Origin of the sequence: Novosphingobium sp. Leaf2 (genome assembly GCF_001421325.1) — a bacterium.
Classification (GTDB): Bacteria; Pseudomonadota; Alphaproteobacteria; order Sphingomonadales; family Sphingomonadaceae; genus Novosphingobium.
Genome location: NZ_LMJY01000001.1, coordinates 249,065 through 269,075 on the forward strand (window position 1 = coordinate 249,065; position 20,011 = coordinate 269,075).

General features: G+C 65.9%; 17 protein-coding genes. 11 read left to right on the forward strand and 6 right to left on the reverse strand.

All coding sequences use genetic code 11. The annotated features are described in order from the left end of the window. The first annotated feature begins 79 nt into the window (after window positions 1-79). The 9 genes from ASE49_RS01335 (at window position 80) to ASE49_RS01375 (ending at window position 11,343) form a co-directional block, all read left to right on the forward strand. Complete coding sequence (locus tag ASE49_RS01335; RefSeq protein ID WP_156370019.1) at window positions 80-2,764, forward strand: LuxR C-terminal-related transcriptional regulator; 2,685 nt, start codon at window positions 80-82, stop codon at window positions 2,762-2,764. A 116-nt stretch (window positions 2,765-2,880) separates the two neighbouring features. Continuing rightward, window positions 2,881-4,218: an aromatic ring-hydroxylating oxygenase subunit alpha gene (locus ASE49_RS01340; RefSeq protein ID WP_082456242.1), complete on the forward strand. Its 1,338-nt coding sequence runs from the start codon at window positions 2,881-2,883 to the stop codon at window positions 4,216-4,218. Window positions 4,219-4,240: 22 nt separating this feature from the next. Further along, on the forward strand, window positions 4,241-5,017 hold the full coding sequence (locus ASE49_RS01345) for a ThuA domain-containing protein (RefSeq protein WP_056767860.1): 777 nt from the start codon (window positions 4,241-4,243) through the stop codon (window positions 5,015-5,017). Beyond that, complete coding sequence (locus tag ASE49_RS01350; protein ID WP_056767864.1) at window positions 5,014-5,805, forward strand: SDR family NAD(P)-dependent oxidoreductase; 792 nt, start codon at window positions 5,014-5,016, stop codon at window positions 5,803-5,805. The genes ASE49_RS01345 and ASE49_RS01350 overlap by 4 nt, the downstream gene beginning before the upstream one ends. Window positions 5,806-5,848: 43 nt before the next feature. Beyond that, window positions 5,849-6,307 (forward strand): nuclear transport factor 2 family protein, encoded by a 459-nt coding sequence (locus ASE49_RS01355; RefSeq protein WP_056767866.1) that lies wholly within the window; start codon window positions 5,849-5,851, stop codon window positions 6,305-6,307. A 2-nt stretch (window positions 6,308-6,309) separates the two neighbouring features. After that, window positions 6,310-7,050 carry a glucose 1-dehydrogenase gene (locus ASE49_RS01360; RefSeq protein ID WP_056767869.1) on the forward strand — a complete coding sequence of 247 codons (741 nt, stop codon included), beginning with the start codon at window positions 6,310-6,312 and terminating at the stop codon, window positions 7,048-7,050. Window positions 7,051-7,193: 143 nt separating this feature from the next. Continuing rightward, window positions 7,194-9,608, forward strand: coding sequence for a TonB-dependent receptor (locus ASE49_RS01365; RefSeq protein ID WP_056767873.1), 2,415 nt, complete (start codon window positions 7,194-7,196; stop codon window positions 9,606-9,608). 17 nt (window positions 9,609-9,625) lie between these two features. Beyond that, complete coding sequence (locus ASE49_RS01370; RefSeq protein WP_056767875.1) at window positions 9,626-10,531, forward strand: nuclear transport factor 2 family protein; 906 nt, start codon at window positions 9,626-9,628, stop codon at window positions 10,529-10,531. Beyond that, window positions 10,528-11,343 carry a helix-turn-helix transcriptional regulator gene (locus ASE49_RS01375; protein ID WP_235522780.1) on the forward strand — a complete coding sequence of 272 codons (816 nt, stop codon included), beginning with the start codon at window positions 10,528-10,530 and terminating at the stop codon, window positions 11,341-11,343. The genes ASE49_RS01370 and ASE49_RS01375 overlap by 4 nt, the downstream gene beginning before the upstream one ends. Before the next feature lie 18 nt (window positions 11,344-11,361). On the opposite strand, the gene ASE49_RS01380 is transcribed toward ASE49_RS01375, so the two are convergent. Both ASE49_RS01380 and ASE49_RS01385 read right to left on the reverse strand, forming a co-directional pair. Beyond that, the gene (locus tag ASE49_RS01380) at window positions 11,362-12,207 is read right to left on the reverse strand and encodes an NAD(P)-dependent oxidoreductase (protein WP_056767878.1); all 846 of its coding nucleotides are present in this window, start codon (window positions 12,205-12,207) and stop codon (window positions 11,362-11,364) included. A gap of 119 nt (window positions 12,208-12,326) precedes the next feature. Further along, window positions 12,327-12,938 (reverse strand): sterol desaturase family protein, encoded by a 612-nt coding sequence (locus ASE49_RS01385; RefSeq protein ID WP_056767880.1) that lies wholly within the window; start codon window positions 12,936-12,938, stop codon window positions 12,327-12,329. A 119-nt stretch (window positions 12,939-13,057) separates the two neighbouring features. On the opposite strand from ASE49_RS01385, the gene ASE49_RS01390 reads away from it, so the two are divergent. After that, window positions 13,058-13,873, forward strand: a complete 816-nt coding sequence (locus tag ASE49_RS01390; protein WP_056767884.1) for an SDR family NAD(P)-dependent oxidoreductase — start codon at window positions 13,058-13,060, stop codon at window positions 13,871-13,873. A 9-nt stretch (window positions 13,874-13,882) separates the two neighbouring features. Here ASE49_RS01390 and ASE49_RS01395 read toward each other — a convergent pair whose 3' ends face one another. Both ASE49_RS01395 and ASE49_RS01400 read right to left on the reverse strand, forming a co-directional pair. Next, the gene (locus ASE49_RS01395) at window positions 13,883-14,287 is read right to left on the reverse strand and encodes a hypothetical protein (RefSeq protein ID WP_056767888.1); all 405 of its coding nucleotides are present in this window, start codon (window positions 14,285-14,287) and stop codon (window positions 13,883-13,885) included. Window positions 14,288-14,364: 77 nt separating this feature from the next. Next, complete coding sequence (locus tag ASE49_RS01400; RefSeq protein ID WP_056767891.1) at window positions 14,365-15,843, reverse strand: LTA synthase family protein; 1,479 nt, start codon at window positions 15,841-15,843, stop codon at window positions 14,365-14,367. A 243-nt stretch (window positions 15,844-16,086) separates the two neighbouring features. Here ASE49_RS01400 and ASE49_RS01405 point away from each other — a divergent pair, with 243 nt between their 5' ends. After that, window positions 16,087-17,379 (forward strand): capsular biosynthesis protein, encoded by a 1,293-nt coding sequence (locus ASE49_RS01405; protein WP_082456243.1) that lies wholly within the window; start codon window positions 16,087-16,089, stop codon window positions 17,377-17,379. 34 nt (window positions 17,380-17,413) lie between these two features. Here ASE49_RS01405 and ASE49_RS01410 read toward each other — a convergent pair whose 3' ends face one another. Next, entirely contained in the window at window positions 17,414-18,814 is a 1,401-nt protein-coding gene (locus tag ASE49_RS01410) for a sugar transferase (protein ID WP_056767895.1), read from the reverse strand. 141 nt (window positions 18,815-18,955) lie between these two features. Then, window positions 18,956-20,011: a DNA polymerase III subunit delta gene (gene holA, locus ASE49_RS01415; RefSeq protein ID WP_056767898.1), complete on the reverse strand. Its 1,056-nt coding sequence runs from the start codon at window positions 20,009-20,011 to the stop codon at window positions 18,956-18,958.

A 20,011-nucleotide genomic window follows, 5' to 3' on the forward strand; every position in this document is an offset into this window, starting at 1 on the left:
CGCGGCAATTTGCGTGCAAGACAGGGCCGAAACGCAGTGATAGTCTGCGACCACAAAAAAGAAAAACAGGTTCGGGATGATGAGCTTGGGGTCCGGGCTGTTGTTGCCCAGTGCGATGGAAATGCCGCGCTTCAAAGGCAAATGGGTGGCGCCTGCCGCGCTTGGCGATATGGCCGGCGCCATCGCGCCGTATCGCATCGTCATGATCACCGCATCGCCAGGCAGCGGCAAGACCCGGCTGATGGCGCGCCTCTCCAGCCACCTGGAAACAAGCCTGCACGTATGCTGCTGGCTGCGCCTGACACCGGGGACCAGCGGGCAGGGCACACTTACGCGCCAGATCGCGATCGTGCTTTCGCGCAGCGTGCTGGGCGCCAAGAGCGCCACGGCGGCCCTGCTGATGGCTCCCGGCGTGGATGCGGATGTGCTGTTGGCCGTCATGCTGAGCGAAGTGGCGGCGTTCGGCGGCGAAGTGGCGCTGTTCATCGACGACCTTCATGCGGCGGACGTGGCGGCGATGGGCGACCTTCAGCGCATTGTTGCGGGCGCGCCGCGCAACCTGCGGATCGTCATGGCGTCCCGCCTGCCCACGGGGCTGCACCTGGCGCGCTGGCGCAACGAGGATGCCCTGCTCGAAATCGACGACGGCAAGCTGGCGGTCTCTTTCAAGCAGGTCGCCGAGCTGATCGCGGAGGCGGGCGTGCCCGCGCTCACTCTGGCGGAGACACGGGCCTTGTGGGCGCGCACCGGCGGGCGGGTGGCCGCAGTGCGGCTGCTGGCGCGCAACCGCCTGCGCAAGAGCGGAGAGGGCAGCGCGACCGGCGGCTTCGCGATCGGGCGCGACATTCTGGAATACTTCGAGGAGGAGCTGTTCCGAGACTTGTCGGACGCGGCGCGTGGTGCGCTCGATGCCATGCTGGTGCCGCACCGGCTCGATCATGACCTGATGGTCGCGCTGGCCGGCCACGAAGATGCCGAGGCGCATATCCAGGAGTATCGCGCCCAGGGCCTGCTGACCCGGCAGTCCAAGGGTGCCGGCACCACGTATGAAGCGATGCCGCTGCTGGTCGACGTCTCGCGCGTGCAGAGCCTGTGCAGCCCCGAGGAGCAGGCCGCGCTGCATCTGCGCTGCTGTGACTGGTTCGAGGCGCGGGGGCAGTCCGCGCTGGCCGCAGCCCACGCAATGGACGGCGGCGATGTCAGCCGCGCCATCGAACTGGTGGAGCGCTGCGGCTTTGCGATGATCGCGCAGGGCTATGTACTCGAACTGCAATCGTGGTTGCCGCGCTTTCCGGTGGACGATCTGCGCAAGCGGCCAACGGCACTGCTCGCCGTGGCCTGGGCGCTGTCGCTGCTGTACCGGCTTGACGAGGCCGAAGCGCTGGTGGCGCCGCTTGCGGCGCAGCTGGCCAGCGATCCCGCGCCCGACCCGGCGCTGGTGGCGAACCTGTCGGCGCTGCAGGTGATGGTGCTGTCGATGCACGATGACTTTACGCATGCAAGTGCGCAAGGGCGGCTCTGGCGCGCACGCAATCCGGGGGCGAGCGACTGGTTCGGGCGGGTGGTCGACAATTCGATCGCCTTTTGCCTCGCGCTCACTGGAGAGGTCGCGGAAGCGCGCCTCACGCTGGAGAGCGCCTATCTGCCGGCGTGCTACGAAACCAACCCGTACGCCACCATCTATGCGCGGTGCATCCTGGGACTGATCGACTTGCGAGACGGGCAGGTGCGCCATGCCGAAGCGCATTTCGCCAGCGCCCTCAAGCGCGCCGAGGCGGACATGAGCCAGCAGTCCACCGGCACCGTGATGGCGGCCGGCCTGCTGGCAGGCGCGCTGTACGAGCAGAACGAACTGGACCGGGTGGAGCAGGTGATCGAGGGGTTCGCCTGGTCGCTGCACGCGCACCTGTTCACCGATGCCCGCTTCCAGGCCTATCGTGCCAAGGCACGAATGCTGTCGCTGCGCGGCCAATATCGCGCCGCGATCACCGCGCTGGAAACCGTGCTGGATGCCGGCCCGGCGATCCGGCTGACGCGCTTGCAGGTCGATGTCCTGTCCGAGAAGGTTATTGTCGCGCTCGATCACCACGATACGCGCACGGCGGGCGCCTATGCGCGTGCGCTGAGCGAGCAGCGGGACCGGCTGCCGACCGGACATCCGCTTGAATCCTATGTGGAGGCCGCGATCCTGGGCTCGCAGGCGCATCTGGATATCGAACTCGGCGCGCCCGAACGCGCGCTCGACCCGCTGCGGCGCGCGGTTGCGCTTGACCTGGCGGGCGGCTGGAACCTGCGCGCGTTTCATCACGCGGTGCTGGGCGTGCGCGCCTTGTGGCGTATGCGCCAGTCGGCCCGCGCCTTGTCCATCCTGCGGCGGCTGGTGCGCTATGCCGCGCGCAGCGGCATCCAGCGCACGCTGATCGATGGCGGACGCGATATCCGCGCCATGCTCGATGCGATCATCGCGCAGGGGTGGCAGCCTGCAGACCGCCATCAGGCACGACTGATGCAGCAGTTGCGCGAAGCCTTCGATCCCAGCCTGGCGGTGCGGGAAACGGGCGGCCAACGGCGCGACCACCCGGATAGCCTGCTCACCGAACGCGAGATCGAACTGGTGCGCTTCGTGCGCGCCGGCCTCACCAACCGGCAGATCGCAGAGCGGATGCGGGTGAGTGAGAACACCATCAAGTGGCATCTCAAGAATATTTTCGAAAAGGCCAGCATCACCCGCCGCTCCGAACTGGCGAACCTGGCGCTGCTGTAGAGCGCTCCACCCACCCTACCCAAGCGACAGGGTGGTTCCGCCCTGCGGCTTCGCGCTCCATTCCTGGCCCAACGTGCAAAGACAAGGCGCGGCGCGCGCCGAGGAGAGCGATCGAGATGACAGCGGCAGCCACATTCCGGGTTGACCCGTCCTGGTACTGGAGCCGCGAGCGCGCGGCGCAGGAGTGGGAGCACATGTGGGCGAAAGTCTGGCACATGGGCCCGCGCGCGGAGGAAATCCCCGAAGAGGGCGACGTCTTCGTCCACACCCTTGGCCGCGAAGGCCTGCTGTTCGTGCGCATGGCCGATGACAGCGTGCGCGGCTATTACAATGTGTGCCGGCACCGCGGCAACCGGCTGCTGCTGGCCGAGGACGGGCCGGTGTACGCACCGCAGTTCACCTGCGCTTTCCATGGCTGGGTGTATGATCTGGAAGGCACGCTGGTCCATGCACCGTACAAGGAGCGGTTCGACCCGGCGGTGATAGACGATCCGGCCTGCTCGTCGCTGCGCACCTTCCGCGTCGAGGCGTTCGCCGGCTGGTTGTGGTTCACGCTGGACGCGGCCGCGCCCCCTTTGCGCGACTATCTGGGCCCGCTGGCTGACCGGCTGGACGCCTACAAGATGGAGCGCGCGACGATCGTCGATTACAAGACGTTCGAATTCGCCTGCAACTGGAAGACCACGTTTGACGCGTTCAACGAAAGCTACCACTTCCAGACGCTGCATTCCGAAATCCTCGCCTGGGGCAACGAGGATGCGCCGATCACCCTGCTGGGTATCCACAGCTACATGGTCAACGAATATGGCAAGCCCAGCACCCTGTATCCCGAGCAGGAGGCGCTGAACCCGCAGTTGGAGATGCTGCTGACGACCAACGGCATCGCCGTGGAAAGCTTCACCGGCAAGGCCACCGACGTGCGCCGCGCCGTGCAGGAAGCCAAGCGCGCCCGGCAGGGGCAGGCGGTGTTTCCGTATGAGAACCTGACTGACAGCCAGCTGAGCGATGCCTATCACTACATGCTGTTCCCCACCACGCACTTCAATCTGTTCCCCGAGTTCTACGTCGCGCTGCGCTATCGTCCGCACCCCGGCGGCGATCCGGAGAAGATGTATTTCGACTTCATCATGTGCGCGCCGATGGAAGCGGGCGAGACGGTGCCGCCTTATACCCACCGCGTGGTGCGCGGCGGCGACGAGCCGGTTGAGGAGGTGCTCAAGTGGGGCGTGCGCAAGCACCCCATCGTTGACGAAGTGCTGGGCCAGGACGTCGGGCTGGTCGAGCATGTCCAGCGCGGCCAGCGCTCGCAAAGCTTTACCGACGCGATCCTCAGCACGGACGAGCGGCGCATCACGCACTTTCACGAAAACATCGATGCGTTGATCCAGGGCCGGTCAGTACGAGACCTGATCGCGGTCAACCCGGTCGAGGCCGACGCCCATCCGGGCACCTGACGCGCAAACAAGGGGCATCGCCATGGCGGCAAGACGCATCCACGTGATCTGCGGCGCGCCCACGCATGACACCGGCTACGTGCGGGTGGAACTGCTCACGGCGCTGCAACGCCATGAGGACGCGTGGGTGACGGTGGGTGACGACTTTTCGGATATCGCCAAAATCGTGGCTGCCGACGCTATCGTGGCGTACACTTGCAATGTGTCGCCGGATGCGGCGGCGCTGGACGCGCTGGAGGCGTTCCTTGATCGCGGCGGGCGGCTGTTCGCGATGCATGCCACCAATGCACTGATCCGGTTTACCGACGGGCCGCCGATCGTGGCGCAGGGCATCGCGATCCCCGGCCAGGTGGACACCACGGACACCAATCCACGCTTCACCCGCCTGCTGGGCAGCCGGTTCCTGGCGCACCTGCTGCTGGCGCCGATGCAGGTGGACATCGCAGCGCCAGACCACCCGCTGGTGGCGGGTATCGCGCCCTTCGCGGTGGAGGATGAACCCTACGTTCTAGAGCTGACCGCACCGGCGCAAGTGCTTTTGACTGCGCGCTTTTCCGGCTCCAATCCCGGCTATGTGCTGTCGGACTGGCCCGACCCGGTCGACCGCGTGCAGATGTACCTGCGCCCGCATGGCAAGGGTAGTGTGCTGTATCTCGCGCTGGGCCACAGCAGCGGCAGGCACGATTTCCAGCCGCTGATGGAGGAGGGCCCGGTCACGCGCGGGCCGTGGGAAGCGCCGGGCTTCCGGCAGGTACTGGACCGCGCGGTGGCCTGGGCCGTCGGGGCGGACGGGCAATGAGCGCACGGCTGGCCGGCAAAGTGGCGATCGTGCTGGGCGCTGGCGGGCAGGACAACATGGGGCAGGCGATTGCCCGGCGGTTCGCCACAGAAGGCGCGCGCGTGGTCGTGGCCGGGCGGAATGCGGCGGTCCTTGATACGCTTGCAGACGAGATCGGCGGCGTGACCGCGCTGTGCGATGCGTGCAAGCGCGCCTCCGTCGAGGCGCTGGCGCAAACGGCCATCACCTCGTTCGGGCGGATCGATATCGCGGTGGACTGCACCGGGCGCAATTTCGCCCGGCCGTTTCTCGAAACCACCGGCGAAGACCTTGCCGCTCTGTTCGAATTGCAGTTCAGGGCCCCGTTCCAGTTCCTGCAGGTCATGGTCGAGGCTATGGTTCACGGCGGCGCGATCATCCGCATCAGTTCGGCCGCCGGCACCATCCTGCTGGACGACTACGCGGCCTATCGCGGCACCAAGGCGGCGATGGACCAAGTGGCGCGCAGCGTTGCCGACGAGTTCGGCGCGCGCGGTATCCGCGTCAATTCGATCAGCCCGGGCGCGGTGCGCACCCCGATGACCGAGGCGGTCTGGGCCTATCCAGGCGCGGTCGCCGCATTCGCGCGAACCTCTCCGCTGGGCCGCACCGCGACGGTGGACGAGATTGCGGCGGCGGCGCTGTTCCTGGCCGAAGACGAATGCTTCATGACCGGCGAGAACCTGCACGTCAGCGGCGGACTTATGCTGCGCGGCAATCCGTCGAAGGCGCAGGTGCTGGCAGCGATGGATGGCGCGCGGCGCGGGTAACGCCGATCGTCTTGCCCCCATCATATTAAGAGGAGAGTGATCTGTGAGCCGCCAGGACAACATCGATCTGCTGAACCGCTACTTCACGCTGATGCAGGAAGGCGCATGGGAGGCGGTGGAGGCTATGTATCACGACGACATCGTGATCCACATGGCCGGCACCACGCCTGCATCGGGGCGGCTGGCGGGCAAAGCGGCGGTGACCGACACATTGATCGCCGAGCAGGTCCACGGCGCGCTGGTGCCCGAAGCCATCCGCTTTGCCAGCCGCTGGAAGATCATGTGCGCCGACGAGGTGCGCGTGGTGGCGATCATGGAAGGGGGCGGCCCTACCACGGCGGGCGACCGCTACGACCAGACGTACTGCGAGATATTCCGCTTCCAGGACGGCAAGATCATCGAAATGCACGCCTTTTTCGACACAGCGCTGGCCGAGCGGGCCTTGTTCCACAACCCGCTGACCCAGCCGCGCGCGCACGGCGTTGCCCGGATGGAGTACTGACGATGGGAAAGCTGGACGGCAAAGTGTGCATCGTCACCGGCGCCGCGCGCGGCATCGGTGCGGCCATTGCCCGCGCTTTTCATGAGGAAGGCGCAACAGTGGTGATGACCGACTTGCTGGAGGATCAACTCCACGCGCTTGCCGCTGAACTGGGACAGATCGCGCATCTGCAAGACGTGGCGCACGAGGCCGGGTGGCAGGCGCTGGTGGCGCAAGTCGAGGCGGATTTCGGCAGGCTTGACGTGCTGGTCAACAATGCCGGGTTCGGCTGGCTGCGCAAGGTGACGCAGATCGCGCTTGCCGACTGGCGGCGGCTGATGGCGGTCAATCTGGACGGGATGTTCCTGGGCATGAAGCACGCGATCCCACTGATGGAGCGCAGCGGGGGCGGCGCGATCGTCAATATGTCGTCGATGTATGGCACGGTCGGCAATTCTGGCACGGCGGCCTATTGCGCCAGCAAGGGCGGAGTGACGATGCTGACCAAAGCGGTGGCGCTGGAATGTGCCGAGGCGGGCACCGGCATCCGGGTGAACTCCATCCACCCCGGCTATGTGCGCACGCCGTCCGTTGCCGAAACGCTGAACGATGAGCAGCAGGAGGCGCTGCGCATCCTGCATCCGCTGGGCCGGCTTGCCGATCCGATGGAGATCGCGCGCGGCGTCGTGTTCCTGGCCAGCGCAGATGCCTCGTTCATGACCGGCGCGGAATTGGCGGTGGACGGCGGCTTTACCGCCCGGTGAGCAGCGCCGCCGCTGGTAAACCGCGTCGTAAGGAAGGGTAGGGCCAGCCGGGTGCCACCCACCCACCCTTGCAGGTGGTTCGCGGCCCTTTCGTGGACGGCTACCAGCGTATTCAGCAAAAAGTAAAAACAGGGGAGAATACGATGCCAAGGCTTTCGCCCAAGACCTATCTGCTTGCCTCGGTCGCGCTGGTCGCCATCGTGCCGGCAATGGCGCATGCGCAGGACGCCGCTGCAACGGCGCAGAATGCGCCGGCCAGCGCGCCGCAAGCGAGCGAGATCGTCGTCACCTCCGCCCGACAGCGCGCGGAGCGGCTGATCGACGTTCCGGTTGCGGTCACCGCGCTCAACCAACAGGATATCCAGCGCTACAATGCCAACAGCCTGAGCGATATCGCCCAGATGGCGCCGCAAGTGCGCGTGGCCCAGCAGGCCAGCGGCGGCGGTTCCTCGTTCGTCATTCGCGGCATCGGCTCGTCCACGCTGGACACCGGCTTCGACCAGTCCGTCGCCATCAATGTCGACGGGGTCCAGACCGGGCGTGGCCGCTCGCTCCAGCAAAGCTATTTCGACGTGCAGCAGGTGGAAGTGCTGAAAGGGCCGCAGGCCCTGTTCTTCGGCAAGAACAGCCCCGCCGGCGTAATCTCGATGCGCACTGCCGACCCCACGCCCGAACTGTCCGGCGGGATCACGGCGGGCTATGAATTCCGCGCGCGCGAATGGACGAGTTCCGGCTACATCTCCGCCCCGATCACCGACACGCTGGGCATCCGCGTGGCCTTTCAGGCCCGCACGATGCGCGGATGGATGGAAACGGTGCCGGCCACCGGCATCCCCAACCACGAACCGGCAACCGGGCTCGACATGCTGGCGGCGGACAAGTGGGGGCCAAAGCAGCGAGAAATCATCGGCCGCGTGACCTTGGTCTACAAGCCTACGCCGAACCTGGACTTCAACTTCAAGTTCACCACCGGCGTTTCGAAAGACAACGGCGAAGGTACCAACGGCGAGATCGTCTATTGCGGCGGCGGCCCGGTCAACGGACTGGTGGACCCGTACGAGGATTGCAAAAAGAACCGCAAGGTTGCGGGCGCCATCCCGCCGCCGCAGCTGCTGGCCGGCTACATCGGTGGCGGTGACGGAACGCCGTATTCCAATTACAAGCCAATCCTGGCCTCGCTGACGGCCAACTGGAAGTCGGACACGATCGCGGTCACGTCGGTCACCGGGTATTTCCGCTACAAGCTGGGCTACCTGCAGAACGGTTTCGAGAAATCGAGCTATGCCTACAACCTGGGCTCGCAGATCGAGAAATACGATTCGTTCTCGCAGGAAGTGCGCGCGCTCACCACGTTCGACGGGCCGCTTAACGCGATGGTGGGGGCATTCTACCAGGATACGTCGCTGGATAACGGCCAGACCTTCCGCATCGCCGCGCTGCCTCAGGACCCGGCCACCGGGTACTATTCCAGCATCTCCAAGACCGGGACGCTGGACGGCAAGACGTATTCCGCCTTCGGTCAGCTGACTTACAAGATCCTGCCGGAACTTGAGCTTGCAGGCGGCGTGCGCTGGACGCGGGAAGAAAAGCAAGTTGCGCAGCGCAACATCTATGTTCACCCGCTGCTTGCCGGCTTGTTCCCGCTCCGGGAATTCGCCGGCAAGTTCAAGGGTAACAACTGGTCGCCAGAGGCTACCCTGACCTGGCATCCGACCAACCACACCACGCTCTATGCGGCCTACAAGACCGGCTACAAGTCTGGCGGTTTCGGCCTGCCCGCCATCCTCAGCACCGGCACCACGAACGCCGACTTTACCTTCGGGCCGGAAAAGGTGAAGGGCGGCGAAGTGGGCTTCAAGGGCGAGTTCATGGGCGGTGCGCTGACGTTCTCCAGCGCTGTCTATCTGTACGACTTCAAGGGCTTGCAGGTCGATATCTTCGATGGCACCAAGGTGACCTATCAGGTCTTCAACGCCGGATCGGCGCGCACCAAGGGGGCGGAGTTCAACTTGCGCTACAAGGCCACCGCGGCGCTGACGTTCCGGGCCGGGCTTGGCTACAACAAGGCGCGCTACCGCAACTTTCTGTCCGCATGCTACGCGGGCCAGACCATCGCCGATGGATGCAACATGCAGCCCGATAATACCGGCGTCTTCACGCGCCAGGACCTGAGCGGCGCGCCGCTGGTCCGCGCGCCGGACTGGTCGGGCAACATCGGCGCAACCTATGATGCGCCGGTGAACGACAGCTTCAACGTGGCGTTGTCTGGCGACGTCAACGGCACCTCGAAGTACTTCTTCAGCGAAACCGAAGGGCCCGGCACGTTGCAGAACGGCTTCTTCAAGATCGACGCTGCGTTGCGCTTCTACCAGCCCAACGGGGGATGGTCGGTCGCGCTGATCGGCAAGAACCTGACCGACAAGTATGTTATCGCAGGCGGCAGCGATCGTCCGGGCACCGGGCGGGGCGCAGGCACTGCCAGTTCGACCAATGCCGACATCATCGGCTATGTCGAACGCCCGCGCGAAGTCATGCTGCAGGTCGGCTACAAGTTCTGACAGGATCGCCAACGCCCATGACCGAAAACCCGAACGAAGACACGGTTCGTGATTATTACCGCGCCATGGGGGAGGGGGACTTCGCGCACGTGGTTTCCCTCCACGATCCGGACGTCACCTGCTGGATGTCGGGCACCAGCCTGGTCTCGGGCCGGTTCGAGCAGCGCGATGCTTTGTATGCGCATATGGGCGAGCATGTGCTCGGCCCGCTGGTGTCAGGCACCGAGCCTTATGTGAAAGGCTCGCGCCTGGTGCTGACGGACGGGGCGTTCGCCGTGGGGCTCTTGCACGGTGGCCTGCCGGCGCAGGACGGCGGGCGTTATGACCAGTTCTACCTGCAGATATTCCGTTTTCAGAACGGTCTGATCCGCGAAATCGTCGAACTGTTCGATACGGTGATGGTGGAAACGGCGCTGATGAAGAATCGCCTGGAAACACCGCGCCACTTGCCGCAAGCGCCGTTCGACCTGGACGCGCCCTCGCTGGCTTCCGCGCTGGACCGTGCAGGAATGGTGGCCTTGGCCGAGCGTTTCGCGCAAGGCCTTGCTGCCCAGGACTTCGCCGCCGCGCAGGGCTGCATCGCCGATATGGCTGAAATTGGGGTCATCGGATCGACGCCGGTTTCGGGCCGCTTCCACGATAGTGCGTTGATCGCGCGCATCTTCGCCGATGGCCTGGGGCCATACCGTGTCGTGGCGGCAGACCGCGGCGCGGCGGTGGTGCTCGCGCATGCGGGCCAGGGCTATGCGCAGCAATACGGACTGGTCATCGAGGCTGACGGCCCGCGCATCGGCTGCCTGTCTGTGTTCTTCGACACGGTGGCTGCCGAAGCGCACCAGTTTGGCAATCGGATCGTTCCCGCTCCGTCGCACAGCATCAAGCCGCCCTTCGATGTGTTGCAGGCGTTCGGCCCCGCGCCATGACCGCGCTTGCGGATCCGGGCGTTAACGCCGGCGTGCACGGCATGCCGTTCGACCCCGCCGTCTACCGCCGCCTGCGCATAGCCACGCCAAACGATATACGCGATGCCGCCATCCTCCTGCGCGATACGGTGCGGATCCATGCCGGGCTCGATATCACTGCCAGTGACAGCATCGCCCGCGCTCGCCCGATGCGAGACGCAGAGGGCGAAGTGCTGGCGGCGCGCATATTCCCGGTGGCACGTACGCAGCGCTGGTGGTTGGACCGGACGCTGGCGTTACGCTCGCCCCTGATCGCCGCCGCGCGGCTGAGCGCCCAGCCCTTCTGGTGCAATGCGCGCGGGATCTGGGCGCGCGGGGGTCGGCGCATTCTGCCCGAGGTGGATCTGGCGGATTTCGCGCAGCGCGCTTTGGCACGCTGCGCAATCGTCGTTCCCGTGCATCTGCCGTTGGGCCAGATTGGGATTGCGGGCATCGTCTCTCCCGATCCGGGCTGCGACGATCTGGGCGAAACGTTCGATGCCTGCGCGGACGTGCTCGCGCTTTACGCCTCCTGCTTCGTTAGCAGCTATGCGGGCATGGTTCAGACGGTTTCGCGCCTCGCCCGTGCCCCGGTGCTGTCTTGCCGCGAGGTCGAATGCCTGCGCTGGGCGGCGGCGGGCAAGACCAACGTGGAGACCGGGATCATCGTCGGCCTGAGCCAGGCGACCGTGCGTTTCCACATTCGCAACGCTGCCGCCAAGCTGGACGCGGTCAACCGCGACCATGCGGTGTTCAAGGCCAGCCAGCTGGGCTACCTGCCCGCTTCGCATTGAACAGGCGGCCTTGGCCGCCTAGACCTGACCTAGCGAAGACCAGTCACGCGCGCCGCCGCCAGCAGCGATGATCGCGTCCATGCGCTCGGCCAGCAGCTGTGCCAGTGGCAACGGCGCACCGTCCGCTGCGGCGATGGCGAGCCCCACATCCTTGCGACCAAGGTACAACGGAAAACCCGCGGGCTCAAAGCGTTCGCTGGCGATCATCGGCGCGTAGCTGGCAAACATCCGCGCGCCGAATTCGCTCTCCACCAGCAGCTGCGCCATCTGCGTGGCGGAAACTTCGTGCGCACCGGCAATGCGGATCTGTTCGCTGATCGTCTCGATCACGGCGGCGATCCCGAAGTTGAGGGCGACTTTGGCGGCTGCCGCCATGGCAGGCCGGTCACCCAGGCGGATCGTCCTGGCGCCGAATGCGTCGAAGCCGGGCTGCGCGGCATCAAGATCCGCTGGGGGACCTGCTGCCACGATCGACAGCTTCCCCGCCGCGGCGACGTCCGGCCGACCCAGCACTTGCGCGGAAACGAAGCGTTGACCGGCATCGGTGTGGGCCTGCGTCAAACGTTCAGTCAGGGCGACGCTGACGGTGCTGCACGAGACATGCAGCAGGCCCGGCCCGGCGGCGAGCAGGCCATCATCACCGAAGCAGACGGCTTCGAGCGCGTCGTCGTTGGCCAGCATCGTGAACACCACGCGGGATCCGGCTGCCTGCGCCGGGCTGGTGGCGAGGGCGGCGCCTCGGTCGGCAAACGGCTGCGCTTTTGCCGGGTCACGGTTCCACACGGTAACCGCATGGCCGGCATCCATGAGGCAGCCAGCCATGCCGCTACCCATCTGGCCCAGTCCGATAAACGCGACGTCCATGCCCAGTTTCCTTGCTGTGTGCGGTTCTCGGCAGGTTATGTGCGAACGCGGTCACCGCATGGCAATGCGCGCCTTCCGCGATTTATCCGAAATTGCAGCGCCGTCCGAAACCGACGGGCTCAACGCTTGAGCGAATCTATCCGAGAACCGAGTACGCGATCCCAGAAGATGGCGGTGATCGCGAAGTTGCCGCCGTCGTCCACATAGTGATGGCGCATGTGGTGACGTTTCAGCGCACTCCCCAGCCGGCCACGCATCGGCCATTGATGGCAGGCGAAATGGAGGCCATCATACAGCACGTATCCGCTGATCCAGCCCAGGAACAGCCATGTTCCCGGAGCGCCGATCAGCGCCACGCATGCTGCCCACACCAGCGCCGCCACCGGCAGGCTTACACCCAGGGGCATCATGCCGCGCATGGGGTCGTTCGGGTTATCGTGATGGTTGCCGTGGATCAGGAATACCAGCCACTTGATCACACGCTGATCGGAATCCAGGTGAAACAGGAAGCGGTGCATCACGTATTCGAACACCGACCAGAACAACAGTCCGCCAGCCAGCAGCCCGACCGCCCAAAATGGCGTTGCAGTACCCCACGCGGCGAGCAGAAACAGCGGCAGCAGGACCGCCCAAACCACCGCGAACAAGCGCGGTGATATCAGCGTGAGCCGTTCCAGACGCTCACTCTTGAACAACCGGATGCGTGGGGGGCTGGAAACGGGGGAGGGCATTGGATGTAATTCTGGACAGCACGGGGCGGCGCCTGTCAAGGCAGGATGCCTCCAAACGAGATGAACTTTGGGCAAGGCGAGCCCAGATTTGCGTGTTCTTCCATATACAAAGGCGATTCATGGCCGAACGGACACACCCGGCACCGATACTTTTGTGCAATGCGGCATGTGCCGAGACGCATATCTTGATTACCGGCGCGTCGGGTGGCCTGGGCGGCGCACTGGCGCGACATTACGCGAAATCCGGAGTGCGACTGGCGCTATGGGGCCGCGATATGCCCCGCCTCGAATCACTGGCCGAGCAGTGCCGGGCAGCCGGTGCACAAGTTGCGATTCGCGCGCAGGATATCACCGCTATCGACGCGGCCATCAAGGCCTTGCTGGATGACGACAGTGCGCATGCAATCGATCTTGCGCTGTTTGCATCCGGCAGGGGCGACATCCGTGCGCCCGACGATCTGGTGGAGGACGCAGGCCTGGTGGCATTGCTCGGCACCGTCAACTTCACCGCGCCGGCGGCGATGGCTGCTGCATTGGGGGAGCGGATGGTGCAGCGCGGCAGGGGTGGAATTGTCCTCATCGGGTCGGCGGCAGGCTTCCACGCGCTGCCGTTTGCCGCTGCTTATGCCGGTACCAAGGCGGGGCTGGCGCGCTTTGCGGATGCGCTGCGGCTGAGCGTGCGCCGCCATGGCGTGACGGTTACACTGGTGTCGCCCGGCTTTATCGATACCGCGGCGGGCCGGACGGTGCCCGGCCCCAAACCGCTGCTGATCGCGCCCGATGTTATGGCGGCACGAATCGCGAAAGCGGCGGCACGGGGCCGGGCCCATCTGATCACGCCGTGGCCGTTCGCGGTGCTACGCTGGCTTGATCGCCTGCTGCCCACTCCGCTTCGCGACCGCCTGCTGTTGAGCCTGGCGCCGCCGCGACAATGAGGGGCGCCGTCAGCGCTTGGCCGTGCAGTCGGACTGGCTCGCACAGCCGGTGAAGCTGCCACATACCGCGGCGACCAGGCGTGGCAGCAGCCGCTGGCTTTGCGCCACGCGGATATCGCCGGCATTGTCGCACGTGGTGCCGGCAATGCTGTGAACACACGCGCTATGTTGCGCGCTATCCATCAGTCGCCGCGTGTGTGGGGGTTGCTTCGCCTTGAACGTATCGAGCACATCGCGCAGGTCTGCCGGCGCCAGCAGTTCCAAGTGCTTGGTAGGGCACCGGCGGGCCAGTTCGACGCGATAGGCGCCCCAGGTCTGGTCCCACCCGTTTCCGGCGCTAGCCGCGCCAGAGGGCACCGCAGCGACCAGAATGCACCATGATGCGGTTATCCCCAAGCCATAGATGATCCGCACGATGCCGCCTTTCCTCTACGCGTTTGTGGCAGTCTAAGCCCAGCAACGGCTGGCTCTATTGCGCTTTGGTATCGCAGTCAGGCGGGCGGCCCCAGCACCGCATCCAGGATGGCGTGATGCAAGCCTGCGGGCGTCAGGTCCTGTCGCCGGTTCGCCCCGGCAATGACGTGTCCCGCGCCATCGGTTCGCAGCATGACATACGGGGTGTGGCGAACGCCACCCGGCATGCTCGCGCCCGGAATGCTGGGGCGATGATCGCCGAAGAACACCAGCAGCGCGGGGCGGCCGATAGCGGCGAGCCCGTCGACCAGCGCGGTCAGCATCGCATCGCTATGGCTGACCAGGCGCAAATAGCTGCCCACCAGATCGGCGCTGCCGGCCCCGGCAGCATCGTCGGAGGCCCAAGGGCCGTGGTTTTCGATCGTCACCGCATACAACAGCGCCGGCCCGTCTGCCGTCCGCGCAAGGTCCAGGATCACGTCCGTCATCGCCGCGTCGGTGACGTAGCGGCCCTCCTCTGGCCGGGGCGGGGTAAACCGGTCCTCGCCGACCAGCTCGGCAAAGCCACCTGCCGGCATGATCGCATCGCGCCCGTAGAAGCGCATGTCATGGGGATGGACGAACAGGCTGTGCCACGGGCGTCCCAGCCGCGCGGGCAGGGCATACGAGGCCTCGCCCAGCGCGGTGAGGAACGGATCGTACCGCCGAAAGCCCAGTGCGTCCTCATCCCGGCCGAACAGCACGCCGTATTCGGTGCGCATGGTGTAGGCGCCAAAGCCGCTGACCTGCAGATCACCCCAGTGGCAGGCCTGCGCGCGGGCGGCGGCCAGGCCGGGCAGCGCGAGAGCCGGATCACCGAACAGGTCGACTGGATCGGCAAAGCTTTCGCACTGGATGACCACGACCAGTTCGGGCGCGTCGGCGGTGGGGTTGCGCCCGATTGCACCGCATGGCGGCGGGTCGCGACTGTCGCGCCAGCGCAGCCAGTAGAGCAGCAGGGTGGGCAATAAGCCGTGCCGGCGCACGTCGGCGGCAGCATCCGGTATCGTGGCAAGGCGGCCGATTGGCGCGGCGCGCCGGGTAAGTCCCAAGGCTGCCAGCGCGATTACCGTCAGCGCCAGGCCGGCAAGATGCGGCGCGAATGCCGGTACGAACAGCCATCCCACGATCGCCAGCAGCGCCGCGCCCACTATCGCCACGCCAATCCGTTGCCACAACTGCACGGCGGACAGATAAAACTGGGGATGACGGAAAATGGCGCCCACCAGCGCCAGATCGGAGAACAGCAGCGGCTCGCCCAGCATGGCGTGCTTGGCGTTGGACGCCAGCACCAGCAGGGCCGGGGCCGCCAGCGCCAGCAAAGCGGCCAGCACAGGGTTGCCGCACAGCGCCAGAAACAGGCCCAGCAACGCTGCAATCATGCACGCATTCAGCCACAGTCCTGCCGCGCTGCGCACCATCGCACCGCCGCGCCGGTCCACACGCGGGCGCACCAACGCGTCCAGCACGATGGCGGCCACCTGCAATACGGTGAATATGACTGCTAAGCGCGCCACTGTCCTGCAGGGTTGCGGGCCGCGACATCCGGGCCCTGGTGAAGTGAGCGGCGCTCATAACCGCCATGATCGAGACTGTCATCCATCCAGTCCTTCATGCGTATACGCAATGCCGGCAGGGTTGCCGCAAGGGTTCATGCACACTAACGGCTGTTATGACATGACAGGCGCGTTGGCGGCGGGCCCCCGAACGGCAGGCGAATCCGTGATTTAGCGGATGCGCCCATACGGAGCAGGTTTTCGATGTCAGGATTTCCCGCAGCGCCCGCCGGCGTTGCTGCAGCGCCGATCGACAGCGCTGCCGACACGCACACGGCGCCGGGCAAGCGCACGGTGCTGATGCTGCAGGGCCTGATGGGCCCGCTGTTCCGCAAGCTGGGCCTAGGGCTGATTGCTGCCGGGCATACCGTCCACAAGATCAACTTCAACGGCGGGGACCGGCTGTTCTGGCGGTTGCCCAACGGCATCGACTATCGCGGTTCGCTGGAAGACTGGCCCGGCTGGCTGGAGCAGGTTATCCGTGAACGCGGGGTAACCGACGTCACGCTGTTCGGCGATTGCCGGGACCATCACATGCCCGCGATTCGCCTGTGCCGCGATCTGGGGGTGCCGGTCCACGTGTTCGAGGAAGGGTATATCCGGCCTGACTGGGTGACCTTGGAACTGGGCGGGGTGAACGGCCATTCGTCGCTTCCGCGCGATCCCGCGTGGTACCGGGAAACCGCCGCCGCGCTGCCGCCGGTGCCGCCGCATGCGCAGGTCCCCTCCTCGTTCCGTCGACGCGCGATCGAGGGGCTGCTGTATAACGCTGCCGATGTGTTGACGCGCTGGCACTATCCGCACTGGAGCAACCATCGCCCGTGGCATCCGCTGGTGGAAGCGATGGGCTGGGTGCGCAAGCTGCGCCGCCGCAAGGAACGCGAGGCCAGCAGTATCCAGCTGCTGCACGACCTGGAAGCGTCCGGCGCCACGTATTTCCTGTTTCCGTTGCAGCTCGATTCGGATGCGCAGATCCGGCTGCACTCGCCTTTCGCCGGGATCGCCGATGCCTTGCGGTTGATTATCGGCTCGTTCGCCGCACATGCGCCGCTGGACGTGCGGCTGGTGGTGAAGGAACATCCGCTGGACAACGGCGTGCGCGACTGGCGGCAGGAGACCGCAGACACCGCCGAGCTGTTCGGCGTGGCCGACCGGGTCGATTACCTGGCGTGGGGCGATATCGTGCCGGTCACCCAGCGCGCGCGCGGCGTGGTGACGATCAACAGCACCAGCGGCACGTTCGCGCTCGCCACCGGCGTTCCGGTGGTGGCGCTGGGCCATGCGGTGTACGACATTGCCGACATCACCTACCAGAAGGGCATCGACGCCTTCTGGGCCGATCCGGTGGCGCCTGATGTGCAGACGTTTGCCGCGTTCCGGCGCGTGCTGGTGGAACGCTGCCTGATCCCCGGCGGCTTCTTCTCGGACGAAGCGCTGGACAAGGTGGTGCGCCATGCGATCGCGCGCTTCGAAGGGCGCGCACTGCTTCCGGAATAACGTAGCGAGAGGCTGGCGGCGGTCGCCAGCCAGGTTAGAATGCCCGGTCGTGCACCAGCACGCGGATCGTCAGCACGATGATCTGGATATCGCGCATGATGGTCCAGCCTTCCAGGTATTCCAGATCCGCTTGCAGACGGTTGACCAGATCCGATTCGTGATCGGTGGCGCCGCGAAAGCCGCGCACCTGAGCAAGACCGGACAAGCCGGGTTTGAGCGAATGGCGCTGCCAGTAGCGGCTGTCCACTTCCCAGAACAGCTTGTCGCCCGCCAGCGATCCGGTGGCATGCGGGCGCGGGCCGACCAGGCTCATGTCACCCAGCAGCACGTTAAATAGCTGGGGTAGTTCATCGATGCTGGTCTTGCGGATGAAGCGCCCCACGCGGGTGATGCGCTTGTCGTCCTTCGATGCCGAGACGCTGCCGGTGGCATCGCCCAGGGTCTGCGTCATGGAGCGGAACTTGTACATGTTGAAGAACCGGTTGCCCCGGCCCATGCGGCGCTGCGTGAAGAACACCGGCCCGCCATCCTGCAGCTTCACCGCCAGCGCCACCGCCAGCAGCAGCGGCGACAGCGCGAGGATGGCGCAACCGGCAAAACCCATATCGAACAGGCGCTTCATCGCGCGGTCCCGCAGGCCGAGCGGCCCGGCGGATACCATCAGCAGGCCGTGCTTGCCCACCACCCGCGCGCCTTGCGCACCCAGCCGGGCCACCTCATCGTCCAACACTTCGCCGTCTACGTTGGCGCCCTTGAGCATCATCGCCCAATCGGCGCGGCGGCCTGCGGGGCAGCTGACGATCACCCGGTCTATGTTGCGCAGGACCAGCCCGACCCGGTCCAGCGCATGCGGATCGCTGAGGTTGGGGCGCAGGCCCATCGCCGCCGCCGAAATGCGAATCGCGCCGCGCAAGTTCACCTGCGGGCCGCCGTCGTCGATGATCAACTCGTTGATGACAGTCTCGCCGCAGCGCCACGCCACGAAACTGCGTAGTTGCAGGCGGCCCCACGATATCACCAGCATCGCGCACAGCGCGCCGCCGTTGAATGCCGCGCGTGACACGTCAGTGCCGGGGCGGATGAGGAACTGCACGAAGACCACCACGGCTATGGCGATCACCATGGCTGCCGCCGCCCGGAAGATACCGCGCCAGCCTTCCTGCAGCGTCGCGATCGAATACGATCCGTTGTACAGCGCCAGGGTCAGGAAAATCGGGAGGATCAGCTGCGCGTGAACCAGCGCGCCGGGGATGCCCTGCACGCCTGAAAGCAGATAGCCAACAGCTGCAAAGCCGGCGAATATCGCCAGCGAATCGGTAACCACCATGGCGAGATAGCATTGCAGCCGGCGTCGCTCACGCGATGGGGCGACCAGCAGTTCTTCGGCGTCCATGTGCTCCGTCAGGAGCGGACGCGCGGCGAGTGGCGCGTTCATCGGTTGTGCACTCCTGCTTGCGAACTCACGCCGACTGCCCCCTCAAGCAGTTTGTCGTCCCGCTGCACGGGCATGCCATGCTGCGATGCGGTACGTATACGCCCGTATGTTGGAAGCAAGCAATCGGAAAAGACGAATCCGTCAGGCCGTGTTTATTGTCCGGCGTCCAGTGTTGGCACGCGCAGAGCGCGCTATTGCCAGCAAACCACTGGACAAAAGCAGTTCTGCGTCGCGGCTATTGGCAAGCAGCGATTGATGCAGTTCGATTAATCGCGCCACCAGCCGCTCCAGTTTCTGCCCGCGCCATGCCTGCATCTGCAAGCCAAGCGCAGCCTGATCCTTCCAGAAGATCCGGCGCGCGCCTGCCTCCACCTTCAGAAAGCCGGCAAGATCACGCCCGTCACCGAATCGCGCGTTCAGCCCGGCCAGCTGCGCGGCGCGGCGCTCGATCGCCAGCAGCAGTCCTACCGGGTTCATGCCCTGATCGTGGATGCGCCGCAGCTGCGGGCCGATCGCATCGCGGTGCCCGCCCAGCACGGCATCGACCACCGGTCCGAAATCATCATCCTCCGTCGTCGCGCTCACCGTATCTATATCGGTGAGGGATACAGCGCGCGGCGTTTCCGGGGAGGCATCGAGATAGAGTGCCAGCTTGGTCACTTCGGAGCGGGCGAGCCGGGTATCCATGCCGGCCCCGCGCGCGATGCGTTCGGCCATTTCGCTGCCCAGCTTGAGCCCGGCCGCGTTCGCCATCGTACGCACCGCGGCGGTGATCGCGGCCATGTCCGGCGGATAGAACATCGCCACCAGCGCATCGGGCCGGGCGGCCAGCAGCTTGGCGGTCCGCGATTTGTCGGTCGCGGCGGTGGCGACGATCAGCACCGGGCAGCCCGGCACGTCGTTTTCCAGCAGCGTCTGCACGGCATCGTGCGCCTCGTCACCGGCGGCCCGCACCCAGATGTGCCGGGCGCCCCCAAACAGCGAGGTGGACCGCGCTTCGTCCCCCAGCCGCACCGGATCGCGGCGCAAGTCCGCGCCCGCCATTTCGATTCGCTCGCCGGGATCAGGCAGCAGCGAGACGATCCGCATGGCCGCATCGGTTGCGCCGGATTCGTCCGGTCCGCAAAAGAAGAACACACGCGCCTCCTTTGCGGCGCGCTGCGCGATGCCGGCAAATTCCTTCTGCGTGGCCTTCAT

Coding starts and splice junctions, on each gene's coding strand:
- ASE49_RS01335 (WP_156370019.1), top strand. CDS start 80: ATGAGCTTGGGGTCCGGGCTGTTGTTGCCCAGTGCGATGGAAATGCCG.
- ASE49_RS01340 (WP_082456242.1), top strand. CDS start 2,881: ATGACAGCGGCAGCCACATTCCGGGTTGACCCGTCCTGGTACTGGAGC.
- ASE49_RS01345 (WP_056767860.1), top strand. CDS start 4,241: ATGGCGGCAAGACGCATCCACGTGATCTGCGGCGCGCCCACGCATGAC.
- ASE49_RS01350 (WP_056767864.1), top strand. CDS start 5,014: ATGAGCGCACGGCTGGCCGGCAAAGTGGCGATCGTGCTGGGCGCTGGC.
- ASE49_RS01360 (WP_056767869.1), top strand. CDS start 6,310: ATGGGAAAGCTGGACGGCAAAGTGTGCATCGTCACCGGCGCCGCGCGC.
- ASE49_RS01365 (WP_056767873.1), top strand. CDS start 7,194: ATGCCAAGGCTTTCGCCCAAGACCTATCTGCTTGCCTCGGTCGCGCTG.
- ASE49_RS01370 (WP_056767875.1), top strand. CDS start 9,626: ATGACCGAAAACCCGAACGAAGACACGGTTCGTGATTATTACCGCGCC.
- ASE49_RS01375 (WP_235522780.1), top strand. CDS start 10,528: ATGACCGCGCTTGCGGATCCGGGCGTTAACGCCGGCGTGCACGGCATG.
- ASE49_RS01380 (WP_056767878.1), bottom strand. CDS start 12,207: ATGGACGTCGCGTTTATCGGACTGGGCCAGATGGGTAGCGGCATGGCT.
- ASE49_RS01385 (WP_056767880.1), bottom strand. CDS start 12,938: ATGCCCTCCCCCGTTTCCAGCCCCCCACGCATCCGGTTGTTCAAGAGT.
- ASE49_RS01390 (WP_056767884.1), top strand. CDS start 13,058: ATGGCCGAACGGACACACCCGGCACCGATACTTTTGTGCAATGCGGCA.
- ASE49_RS01405 (WP_082456243.1), top strand. CDS start 16,087: ATGTCAGGATTTCCCGCAGCGCCCGCCGGCGTTGCTGCAGCGCCGATC.
- ASE49_RS01410 (WP_056767895.1), bottom strand. CDS start 18,814: ATGAACGCGCCACTCGCCGCGCGTCCGCTCCTGACGGAGCACATGGAC.
- holA (WP_056767898.1), bottom strand. CDS start 20,011: ATGAAGGCCACGCAGAAGGAATTTGCCGGCATCGCGCAGCGCGCCGCA.